11 protein-coding genes are annotated in these 10,782 nt (G+C 47.7%); 5 read left to right on the forward strand and 6 right to left on the reverse strand.

Annotated elements, in window-relative coordinates; translation table 11 throughout:
- Positions 1-57: 57 nt before the first annotated feature.
- The 6 genes from Q0238_RS07955 to Q0238_RS07980 form a co-directional block, all read right to left on the reverse strand.
- Positions 58-993: a hypothetical protein gene (locus Q0238_RS07955; RefSeq protein WP_297944818.1), complete on the reverse strand. Its 936-nt coding sequence runs from the start codon at positions 991-993 to the stop codon at positions 58-60.
- Between the two features lie 115 nt (positions 994-1,108).
- Positions 1,109-1,465: an MmcQ/YjbR family DNA-binding protein gene (locus Q0238_RS07960; protein WP_297944821.1), complete on the reverse strand. Its 357-nt coding sequence runs from the start codon at positions 1,463-1,465 to the stop codon at positions 1,109-1,111.
- A gap of 2 nt (positions 1,466-1,467) precedes the next feature.
- Positions 1,468-2,664 (reverse strand): replication-associated recombination protein A, encoded by a 1,197-nt coding sequence (locus Q0238_RS07965; protein ID WP_297944824.1) that lies wholly within the window; start codon positions 2,662-2,664, stop codon positions 1,468-1,470.
- Positions 2,665-3,349: 685 nt separating this feature from the next.
- Positions 3,350-4,264: a cysteine synthase A gene (gene cysK / locus Q0238_RS07970; protein WP_297944827.1), complete on the reverse strand. Its 915-nt coding sequence runs from the start codon at positions 4,262-4,264 to the stop codon at positions 3,350-3,352.
- A 9-nt stretch (positions 4,265-4,273) separates the two neighbouring features.
- Positions 4,274-4,687 carry an Rrf2 family transcriptional regulator gene (locus Q0238_RS07975; protein ID WP_177387438.1) on the reverse strand — a complete coding sequence of 138 codons (414 nt, stop codon included), beginning with the start codon at positions 4,685-4,687 and terminating at the stop codon, positions 4,274-4,276.
- Positions 4,687-5,958: an aminotransferase class I/II-fold pyridoxal phosphate-dependent enzyme gene (locus tag Q0238_RS07980; RefSeq protein ID WP_297944830.1), complete on the reverse strand. Its 1,272-nt coding sequence runs from the start codon at positions 5,956-5,958 to the stop codon at positions 4,687-4,689. Before Q0238_RS07980 ends, Q0238_RS07975 begins: the two co-directional genes overlap by 1 nt.
- A 191-nt stretch (positions 5,959-6,149) precedes the next feature.
- Between Q0238_RS07980 and Q0238_RS07985 the strand changes: the two genes are divergently transcribed.
- The 5 genes from Q0238_RS07985 to hemA all read left to right on the forward strand — a co-directional run.
- On the forward strand, positions 6,150-6,509 hold the full coding sequence (locus Q0238_RS07985; protein ID WP_297944844.1) for a hypothetical protein: 360 nt from the start codon (positions 6,150-6,152) through the stop codon (positions 6,507-6,509).
- On the forward strand, positions 6,510-7,421 hold the full coding sequence (locus Q0238_RS07990; RefSeq protein ID WP_297944832.1) for an HAD family hydrolase: 912 nt from the start codon (positions 6,510-6,512) through the stop codon (positions 7,419-7,421). It abuts the gene before it with no gap.
- Between the two features lie 932 nt (positions 7,422-8,353).
- Positions 8,354-8,599, forward strand: coding sequence for a DUF2018 family protein (locus tag Q0238_RS07995; RefSeq protein WP_297944835.1), 246 nt, complete (start codon positions 8,354-8,356; stop codon positions 8,597-8,599).
- A complete protein-coding gene (locus tag Q0238_RS08000) occupies positions 8,599-9,591 on the forward strand; it encodes a polyprenyl synthetase family protein (RefSeq protein WP_297944838.1) in 993 nt (330 codons plus the stop codon). Before Q0238_RS07995 ends, Q0238_RS08000 begins: the two co-directional genes overlap by 1 nt.
- The coding region (hemA, locus tag Q0238_RS08005; protein WP_297944841.1) for a glutamyl-tRNA reductase at positions 9,591-10,782 on the forward strand (1,192 nt) is incomplete at its 3' end. The genes Q0238_RS08000 and hemA, both read left to right, overlap by 1 nt.

The raw sequence follows: 10,782 nt of genomic DNA on the forward strand, positions 1-10,782 counted from the left end.
CGCCAAAGCGCGCCGCGTTGCGCTAAATTTAGAATCAAAAGGCGAGATGGCGCAGTCTTAAACGCCACCTAGCCCGGGCTTAAACTGCGCAAAGTCCACTCCCGTCGCGTCTAAAACCGCCCGCGAATAAAAATAGAGGCTGTAAAATAGCTCATCGTCGTAAAAGTACTCCTCCCAGCACTCCTCGTCATTCTCATCGCTCTGCGGCCACAGATATTTTTCCGCAAGCATATCCGAAAAGTTCGCCAGCGGCGCTGCGTGCGAGATCTTGTCGGCATCATCGCAAATCTCAATCATAAATGCAAAAAACCTGCCGAGCTGAGCCGCGATAAAGCCCGCCGCTTCGTTTTCACAGTTGTTGTTTTCGTCGTTTTTACTTGCCGCATCGTTTTGCTTTTTGCCCGCCGCAGCGTTTTGATTATTTTTATTCGCGTTTTTGCCCGTAGCCGCCAGCGCCCGCATAAAGATACGCACTAAAAACAGCAGCGCAAAAGGGGTTGCGTGCCAAAGAGTGCTTTGATGCTCTATCTCGTTAAAAATCTTACTAAGTGCGTCCTGGAGGGCTTTGGTATCAAATTTCTCCCGCTTGCTCGCATCCGAGCTCTTATTCGCCGCGCTATCCGCACTCTTAAATTCCGCCTCGCCGCACTTCGCCGTGCCCGTTTTAAGCTCCGTCTCTCCGCCCGCTTTAAATTTCGCAGCCTCGTTATCCGCCTTTTTAAATTTAGACTCGCTATTTTGCGCTAAATTTACGAAATTTTGCGCCGCGCCGCATCTTGCCGCATCCGTAGAATCTTGCCCACAACAGGGCTTGCTTTTTAAATTTTGCTCGCCGCCCGAACTGCGCGCCGCATCACAAGCTTCGATTGCCCGCGCGAGTTTATCAAAAATTTCAACAAATCCGCTCGCCCTGCCGTAAGCGGTCGTGAGCCTGCTCCACGGCACGTCCTGCACTTTTAAATTTGCGATATATTTCAAATTTTGCTCATTCATCCGCGCTCCTTGCAAATATTTTAAATTTAAGCCTCGCGAGCCGTTAAAATCTGCACTCTTGGTTCAAATTTAGCCTCTTTCGCACGCAAATTTAAACCGAGCCCAGGCGCAAATTCTACCTCGTAAGCTCCCTACTTTGCTCGATTAGATCCTCAATCTGCTCGCGCGGCACCGCATCAAGGCAGACGCTAATCCAGTGCTTTTTATTCATATGATAGGCTGCAAAAATTCCTTTTTCGTCACGCAAAATTGCCGCCAAATCGGGCGAAACTTTTAAATTTATCACGTCGCTTGAGCCAGGAAGTGCGCGACCGAGCTTTTCGTTTGCAAGCCCGCGCATCAGAAGTGCAAACCACTTGCGCTTCCCTCCTGCGTGACGAAAAACCGTGAAATTCGGATATTCATCCCATAGATACTCGCCATCCGCGCCATAGCGCTGCTTCATTAGTTTTAGGACGCTGCTGAAGTTCATTCTCATTCCTTGATATCGATCTTTTCCCTGCGCAATCGCGCCAGCCACTCATCCAGCGTCTTTTCAAAGCCGATCCCCTTGCTTTCGTAAAATTTCGCCGCCTCGCTCATATAAGCCTGCTCGACCCAGCCGCCGAAGTCGTGCGGGTATTTGTAGTCTGCGATCTGCTTGTCCGAGTTGATGAGATAGCGCGGCGTAGGCAGCGGAGCGGTGGAGCGGACGAATTTCAAAGCGGCGTTAATGCCCAAATACGCGGCGTTTGATTTGGGGCTGTGCGCCAGATAGATCGCGCATTGTCCTAAGATGATGCGAGCTTCGGGGTAGCCGATCTTGCTGACGGCAGTTAGCGTGCTAGTAGCGATATTTAGGGCGTTTGGATTGGCATTGCCGATATCCTCGCTAGCTAGGATCACCATCCTGCGCGCGATAAAATCCGCGCTCTCGCCCGCATCTATCAGCCTCGCGACGTAATACAGCGCGGCGTCGGCGTCGCTTCCGCGCAGGCTTTTTATCATCGCGCTTGCTAGCTCATAATGCAGATCGTCGCTGCTAACGCCCGCAGCTACTGCATTTGCGCGCAGCGTACGAAGCGTATCCAGCGTAATGGCGCTGTCTGCCAAAAGCGCAAATTCGAGCAGATTTAACATACTTCTCGCATCGCCGCTGCTGGAGTTTAGCAGGTATTTTCGCGCCTCCTCGTCCATCTCAAAGCCGATTTCGCCCTGTACCCGCGCCAAAAGCGCCTCCAAATCCTCGTAGCTAAGCGGCTCGAACTCAAAGATCATCGAGCGCGAGCGGATGCCGCTGCTTAGCACGAACTGCGGATTTTCCGTCGTCGCGCCGATGATGATCGCGGCGTAGTTTTCCATCGGGATTAGCAGCACCTCCTGCTGCGTCTTGCTGAGGCGGTGGATCTCGTCGATGAAAATGAGCGGCTTGATGAGCGAGCCGGCGTGCGAGGATAGAATTTTGCGGATATCCTCGACCTTCAGGCTCGTGGCGTCAAGCTCGTAAAAATCGTAGTTCAGCTCGCTTGCGATCACGCGCGCCATCGTCGTTTTACCGCTGCCTGCAGCGCCGAAAAATATGCTGTGCGGGATGCTGCCTGCGGCGACGAATTTTTTAAAAACCGCTACGATCTTGCCCTGCCCCACGATCTGCTCTAAGCTTTTGGGGCGAAATTTCAAGCTCAAACTCATTTTACAACCTTAAAAATTTTGCCCCGATGATAGCGTTTTTATGATTAAATTTTGAAATTCGGCTAAATTTAAAGGGCGGTTTGGGTTTTACATACGGCGAGGGTTTGAAATTTATACACGGCGCGGGCTTGAAATTTGCGCCGCGAAAGGAAGCTTTAAAATTTCATATAGGATTTTAAAATTTATGCCGCACGTACGGACGGCGATATAAAATTTGCGGCGAGAACAGATCGCGCAGATTTGGCGAGCTTGGCGGCTTTAAATTTAATGCCTTGCGCTGTGCGGTCGCGCCGTCATACATAGCGCCCCCAAAATCAGCTCGGCACGCAAGATGAAATTTTAAAATTTAGCCCTATTTTGGGGCTAAATTTTATCTAGCAGCGGGCAATGAGCTGATAAATCAACAAATGGATAAAGTGCAAAATCGCGATGCTTGCGTAAAATCATCGCGTAACCATCGTGACTATCGCCTCGCCCGCGCAGAAACTATCGCGTAAATCTATCGCCTACGTAACGCGAAAAATGTAAAATATAATCACGCAATCGCCGCAATAACCCGCACGATCGCGTAAAACTCATCGCACCAATTTCGGCGCCTGCGTAAAATTTAATCTCGCGAAGCTGCACGTCTGCGTAAAATGCGTAAAATTACCGCACTAACGCCGCACTGGCGCAAAACCGCTGTCTATTTGAAAAGCTCGGTAGAAAGATACCTCTCGCCGGTATCGCAAAGGATCGTAACGATCACTTTGCCCCTGTTTTCGGGCTTGGCGGCGATACGGGCGGCAGCATAAACATTCGCGCCGCTTGAAATGCCCACGAGCAGGCCCTCTTTTTGCGCCAGCTGTCTAGCTGCCGCAAATGCATCGTCGTTCTCAACGCTCAAAAAGCCGTCGATGACGCTTCTATCAAGATTATCAGGGATAAAATTTGCGCCGATGCCCTGAATTTTATGCCCGCCCGCACTACCGCACGTAAGAAGCGGTGAGCTAGCAGGCTCCACGCCGTAGGCTTTTAGGTTTGGATTTTTAGATTTTAAAAATTTCGCCGTGCCGCTGAGCGTGCCACCGGTGCCAAATCCCGCGACTAAAATATCTACCTTACCGCCGCTTTGCTCCCAAATTTCAGGTCCAGTACTTTGGAAATGCGCTTTTGGATTGCTTGGGTTATCAAACTGGCTCGGAATGAAGCTATTTGGAGTGCTCGCAGCCAGCTCATTTGCCCTATCTACCGCGCCTTTCATTCCGAATTTTGGATCGGTTAGTTCGATTTTAGCCCCGAATGCGGCGATGAGCTTTTGGCGCTCGATACTCATCGAGCTTGGCATCGTTAAAATTAGCTTCATACCGAGCTTCGCCGCGATCATCGCAAGCCCCACGCCCGTGTTTCCGCTGGTAGGCTCTATCAAAACGCTATTTTTATCGATTTTGCCCGAGCTTAGCGCGTCTTTTACGATCTGCCACGCGATGCGGTCTTTGACCGAGTGGCTTGGGTTTAAAAATTCCGCCTTGGCTAAGATGAGGGCATTTTTGCCAAATGTATTGATTCTGACTAACGGAGTATTGCCGATGAGCTCCGTAACATCGTTTGCTATTTTCATATTTTTCCTTTAAATGCTGAAATTTAAATACTGGACGCTTCGCGCCATCATCTCCTCGTAGCTGCTTAGAGGCTCGTTAAATATCTCTGCCAGCTTGACGTCAAATTTCTCAAAAAACGCCCGCAGTCCGGGATCACTCATCTGAATGCTAGTCATCCGCAGATCCTTTTCAAGAGCGGTAAAAATTTCACCAAAAGTAATCTCGCTAGCATCTCTGGCTAGGTGATAACCGCCGTTTTTACCTTTGATGCTACACACTAGCTTTTCGTTTCTAAGGGTATTTAGAATTTGCTCCAAATAATTCTTAGAAACCCCCGTACGCTCGGCGATCTCTTTGATACTTATCGGCGCTACTTCGCTAGCTTTGGCGATCTGCAAAATCGCAGCCAGCCCATAAACGCCCTTTGTGCTTAAAAGTGCCATTATTTAAGTGCCTCACTAAGATCAGAAATCAAATCATTCGCGTCCTCTATACCCACGCTTAGGCGGATTAGACTCGCAGGCACGCCAGCGCGGTTTAGCTGCTCCTCATTTAGCTGCGAATGCGTCGTGCTCGCAGGATGAGTGATGATCGACTTCGTATCGCCGATATTTGCTACGACGGAGAAAATTTTAACCTTACTAACCGCCTTTAGCGCTGTTTCTTCGCTATCTACGATGAAACTCATCAGACTGCTTGCATAGCCGTCTTTAAATTTCGCTTTGATCGCGGCATTAAACGGCGAGCTTGCAAGCCCCGGATAATTGACCCGCTTTACCTTCGGATGATTTTGCAAAAATTCTGCGATCTTTAGCGCGTTTTGCGAGTGTTTTTGCATCCGAAGCGGCAGTGTTTCAAGCCCCTGGATGAGCTGAAACGCGTTAAACGGCGATAGAGTTGCACCAATATCGCGAAGCAGGGACAAACGAATTCTAAGCGTGTAAATGTCGAAATTATCTACTAAATCCGCATAAATTAAGCCGTGATAGCTCTCATCAGGCTCGTTGAAATGTGCGTAACGCGGATTGCCTTTGAGTTTGGAATTTAATCCTTTACCCGAAACGATCGCGCCTGCGATGCTAAGACCTTGCCCGCTTATGTATTTGCTAGCGCTGTGGATTACGACATCGGCGCCGTCATCAAGCGGATTGTAAAGCGCAGAGCTCGGGATCGTGTTATCCGCAATCGTTACTACGCCGTGCTTATTTGCGATTGTAGCGATTTTAGCGGTATTTGCAACCGAAATTTGAGGATTTGAAAGTGTCTCAAAAAAGATCGCTCTAGTTTTATCATCGATTAACCCTTCCAAATTATCTGCCGTTTCGGAGTCAAAAACCCTAGCTTCGATGCCAAAACGCTTGATCGTGTGCGCTAAAAGCGTGGTCGCGCCACCGTAAATTTTCTCGGCGATGATAATATTTTCGCCCGCTGCGGCTAAATTTGCTACCGCAAAAAATATTGCCGCCTGCCCGCTAGAGACCGCGATTGCGGCTTTGCCGTTTTCCAGCGCCGCAAGTCGCGCCTCAAAAACATCAGTAGTAGGATTTGTCAAACGCCCATAAATCGGCCCTAGATCACGCAGCGCGAAGCGATCGGCGGCCTTTTTGCTAGAACCGAAGTTAAACGCGGTGCTTTGATAAATGGGAACTGCCATCGTGCCGTAGCCTGCGACGGAGTCGTAACCGAAGTGAGTTGCGAGGGTTTCTTTTTGCATTTTTGTCCTTTGTAAAAAATTTGGCGAATAATAGCGAAATTTTAAAATAAAGTCAAGTATTTTTATATGATTTTAAAATGCCTATAATATGGGGTTTATAGAGAAAATGTTATTAAAATATAGTTTTACAATATGCGTAATTTTGCCAAAATTTCGAATTTTGCTATAATGCGCGCTTTAATTAAGGAAAGATCATGCAAATCAAAGAAAAAGATGAGCGCGTTAAATATATCCGCGCGTTAGAACGCTTCGTAAAATCCGCCGTAGCACTGCTAAAGCGCGAGGATTTCGACGCAGAGCTTTTTGCGAAGCGAATAGCTAAAAACTATGAAATTTTATCTAAAGCGACCGCTACAAATCTCGATAGCCCCTACACCAAGGCGCTTGAGAGCTTTGCCAAAAACGTCCTTGATGCTAGCGAGGCAGGACAGACCAGCGATGCTGCGTTTAGATCAGCGCTACAGCATGAAGCAAACGCTCTGCAAAAGCTCAAAAATAATAAGAGTTACAAAAAAGACAAGCACAAAATCGATTTTTTAAAGGATTATTAGATGAAAACCGTGATTTTTGATATGGATGGCACGCTGCTTGACTCTTCGCGCGCGATCGAAATCAGCGTCAATAACACTCGCCGCGAGCTCTACGATCTAGCACCGCTGCAAAAGAATTTCATCGTCCACACTATCAACGATCCAAGCAAAAACGCCTTTTTGGAATTTTACGGCAAAACCGAAGCGAGCGCCGAAGAGCTTGCGTTTTTTGAAAAAGAATTCGTAAGCAATTACCGCGATTTTGCCGTGCTTTACGAGGGTATCGAAGATCTTTTGCACTCGTGCAAAAAAGCAGGATTTTTTCTTGCAGTCGCCTCCAATGCGCCTTCCTATACCCTAAGCGCGATCTTAGAAAAAACGGGGGTGCGCAGGCTATTTGATCTGGTCGTAGGCGCGGACGAGCAGATGCCATCAAAGCCCAATCCTGCGATGCTGCTACACGTAATCGCGCGCTCACCGCACAAAAACGCGATTTTTTTAGGTGATAGCAAAAAAGATGAGCTAGCCGCACTCCGCGGCGCGGAATTCTTACAAAATTTAGAATTTCAAGACGGCAATGACGGCGAGAGCTTAAATGTTAGCCGCGACACGAGTAGAGAGAATTTCAGCACTAGCGAGGGCTTAAACTCTTGCGGCAAAAATCTTAACGCGGATGAAAAATTCCGCCCTAACGACACAGATGCTGACGGGGCGGCAACGCTAAGCTTTAAAGGCTCTAAAATTTCCGCAAAAGCAGAAGCGACGGAAAGTGCACAAGCTGCAGCAGCGCGATGTTTTCAGGCAAACTTGGCAGATCTAAGAGGCGCAAAACTTGAGTATTTGCAGGTATGCTGGGGGTTTGGCGAGCCTAGCGAACTAAGTCGCAATGCCCTAAGCATCACGCAAGCGCGCGAAATCATCGGCGGAATTTAAGCAGCCTGGTTTTTAGGCATAGCTAATTAAAAGTAGTATTGCAGCAGGGTAAAATCACGCTTAGGCTCTTAAAACGGAGCAAATTCCATCTTCGCGTGCAACGCAAGCGAAATTAAAATTTAAAAATAATCCTTGCGCAGAAAATTCCGCTAGCACGAGAAACCGAAATTTCATCTGCGCGAGTGGAATTTAAAATTTTAAAAGTAGCTTTTGTAGTGCGCGATTTTATCTGCGCTAAAAATGAAATTCTATCTGTAAAAGGTGGCGGGATTCTAAATTTAGAGATACTCTCGCAGATTAATTTAAAATTTACCTCAAAATTATAGTTTAAAAATTTAATGCCAAACGCGATTTTAGCATTCTACCGCATCCATGAAATTTCAAATTCTCGCAAAGCGGCGGAATTTTAAAATTTTAAAAAGCCTGATGCATGTTGCGCGCGCGAGTAGATTTTGCATAAGTAGATTTTATCCGCCGCTCAGAAATCAAGATTTTACCGCACAAGCAAAGCGAAAATCCTCTCCGCCTACGCGAAATTCAAGAATTTTACCGCTTAAACAAAGCGGAATTCTATCCACTCACGCGAAATCCAAAATTTCACTCGCGCCATAGAAGTTTAAAATTTCCGCAAAAATCAAGCTGCTTATATGTAAATTTAAAATTCCGCCTATCTGAAAAGCTTCGCGTTTAATCCGCCACGCAACTAATATTAAATTTTTAAATTCCGCTCGCTCTGCCTATCTCGCAAACAAGTAAAATTTTAAAATTTATGAGATTCAAAGCCCAAAATCACGCGTTTAAGCTTAAAATTTACCGCACGCAAGCGCAAAATCTGCGCAATCGCTCCTGTTTAAAAACCCCGATAGTTTGCCGCGTCCTAACCTAAATTAAATTTTACATTTGCTATAATCGCGAAATTTTAAGGAAGGTAAATGGATATTTTTGAAGGCAGCCCAAGAGAGAAATTTTTTGAAATTTTATCCGCTGCAAGCCCTACTTTGGTGCAAAACGAAATCGAAGAAGCTCTAATCCGCCTAATCGCCTGTGAGCGGCTCTGCGAAGCGCGCGGTATTAGCGAGCGCGAGATCGAAAGCTTCATCGCGCAGCAGAATCTACAAGACGAGCTAAACGACAAATTTTTGCAAATGAGCGGAAATATCCTAAGCAACAACGAATAATGCAAGATCAAATTGATTTAATTATGAAAAGTTTCATCGCAGAATGCGGCTACGAGCCCGCTAACGAGATGTTTGATAGGCTAAGCCCCGGCAAAAAACTGCGCTCCAAGCTGCTACTAAACATAGCGCAAAAAGATGAAAAATCGCTGCGTCTATGCGCGATCATCGAGCTAATTCAAGCTGCGAGCCTACTGCACGACGACGTCATCGACGAAAGCTCGGTGCGCCGCGGCAAGCCCTCGATAAACGCCACCTACGGCTCCAAAAACGCCGTGATGCTGGGCGATATACTCTATTCCAAGGCATACTTCGAGCTTTCTAAATTTGAAAACCACATCGCCGCCGCGCTTTCGCTCGCCGTCACGAAACTAGCCGTGGGCGAGCTAATGGACGTGAGCTTAAGCGACGATTTCAACGACGATGCGAGCAAATATCTGCAGATGATCTATCTAAAAACCTCCGCTCTCATAGAGGAAGTCGCGCGCTGTGGGGCTTTTTTGAAATTCGGCGGCGCAGAAAATCGCGGCGAAATTTCAGATATTAACGGCGCAAAAAACGAGGGCAGGAATCTAAAAGCCGCGAAAGATCATGATAAAATTTCAAGCGCGAGCGTAAAATTCGGCGAATACGGCAAAAACCTTGGGCTTGCCTTTCAGATTATCGACGACATCTTAGACGTCACGCAAAGCTCAGAAGCGCTCGGTAAGCCGAGCTTGAGCGATTTTACGGAGGGCAAAACCACCCTGCCCTACATCTATTTATACGAAAATTTAAATGATTCCGAGCGGCAAAAGCTAAGATCGTTTTTTAAAAAGCAGCTCTGCCAGAGCGAAATTTCATGGATCAAAGCGAAGCTTAGCGAGCACGGCATCATCGAGCGCTGTATAAACGAAGCTCGCGCCTACGGGCAGAAGGCGCTCGAAGCCGTGGCGGAATTTAAAAACGACAAGCTGGAGCAAATCGTGCGAGATATGATAGATAGGGAGTTTTGATGGCGTATATGAGCGTGAGCTTCACCCACAAAAACACGGACATCACGGTGCGCGAGAAGCTGTCGTTTTCAAACGATGTGCGTAAGAAAGAAATTTTGCGCCTTTTGGCTTCAAACTCCGCGATAGAGGAGTGTTTGGTGCTTAGCACCTGCAACCGAGTAGAAATTTTTACCGTCGTAAGCGACTTTGATGAAGCCCAAAAGTTCGTGCTTTTGGCGCTTTCGCGCGTAAGCGGCGTAAGCTACGACGAGCTAGCCGAGCGTGCCGATATTTACGAAGATTACGGCGCGATACACCACCTTTTCGCCGTCGCAGCCTCTCTTGATAGCCTCGTAGTGGGCGAAACTCAGATCGTAGGCCAGCTCAAAGACGCCTATAAATTCGCGATGCAAAACGCTCGCGCCGGCGCGCAGATCGCAAGAGCGATAGATGAAGCGCTAAAGTGCGCGGCGCGCATCCGCAACCAAACCGAAATTTCAAAAAATCCGATCTCGGTCTCAAGCGTCGCCGTAGCGATGGCAAAAGACAGGCTGGGTTCCTTGCAAGGCGCGGACGCCGTGGTAGTGGGCGCGGGAGAGATGAGCGAGCTAGCGTGCAAACACCTGCTCGCAAGCGGCGCGAATATTACGATCTTAAATCGAAATTTAGTCGGCGCGCAGAGGCTAGCCGCCTCGCTACTTGGCGAGAATTCCTTGGATGCGAAAAATTGCGCGGATGAAAATCCCGGCACAGGAAAAAATTCGTACGGCTTAAATTCCGGAAATGTCGCGAATTTCGCGGGCGAAAATCCCGCGCAAAAACAAAATTCCAAAGACGGCGTAAATTTTAATAAAGAGACTTTTGCAGACAGCAATGAATCTCGCATAGCAGGCGAAAATCCAAAGGACGATAAAAATTCCACCGCCTGCGCAAATTCCTCCGCGCAGGTACAATCCCGTATTAAAATCGATAGCCTTGATAATCTCAAAAAATATCTGAACGTAAATAGCCTATTTTTCAGCGCTACGGGCTCGCAAGAGCCGATCATTACCGATAGCTTGCTTGAGCCCAAAAGCTTTAAGCGATATTTTTTCGATATCGCCGTGCCGCGCGACGTGGAGCTTAGCCAGAGCGAGGATATTGAAGTTTACAGCGTAGATGATCTGGAGGAGATCGTAAAGAAAAATTTGCTGCTTCGCGAGGAGCAGGCGC

Origin of the sequence: uncultured Campylobacter sp. (assembly GCF_938045775.1) — a bacterium.
Taxonomy (GTDB): Bacteria; Campylobacterota; Campylobacteria; order Campylobacterales; family Campylobacteraceae; genus Campylobacter_B.

Excerpts from the sequence above, each read along its gene's own strand:
- Q0238_RS07955 (WP_297944818.1), bottom strand. The coding sequence starts at position 993 with ATGAATGAGCAAAATTTGAAATATATCGCAAATTTAAAAGTGCAGGAC.
- Q0238_RS07960 (WP_297944821.1), bottom strand. The coding sequence starts at position 1,465 with ATGAACTTCAGCAGCGTCCTAAAACTAATGAAGCAGCGCTATGGCGCG.
- Q0238_RS07965 (WP_297944824.1), bottom strand. The coding sequence starts at position 2,664 with ATGAGTTTGAGCTTGAAATTTCGCCCCAAAAGCTTAGAGCAGATCGTG.
- cysK (WP_297944827.1), bottom strand. The coding sequence starts at position 4,264 with ATGAAAATAGCAAACGATGTTACGGAGCTCATCGGCAATACTCCGTTA.
- Q0238_RS07975 (WP_177387438.1), bottom strand. The coding sequence starts at position 4,687 with ATGGCACTTTTAAGCACAAAGGGCGTTTATGGGCTGGCTGCGATTTTG.
- Q0238_RS07980 (WP_297944830.1), bottom strand. The coding sequence starts at position 5,958 with ATGCAAAAAGAAACCCTCGCAACTCACTTCGGTTACGACTCCGTCGCA.
- Q0238_RS07990 (WP_297944832.1), top strand. The coding sequence starts at position 6,510 with ATGAAAACCGTGATTTTTGATATGGATGGCACGCTGCTTGACTCTTCG.
- Q0238_RS07995 (WP_297944835.1), top strand. The coding sequence starts at position 8,354 with ATGGATATTTTTGAAGGCAGCCCAAGAGAGAAATTTTTTGAAATTTTA.
- Q0238_RS08000 (WP_297944838.1), top strand. The coding sequence starts at position 8,599 with ATGCAAGATCAAATTGATTTAATTATGAAAAGTTTCATCGCAGAATGC.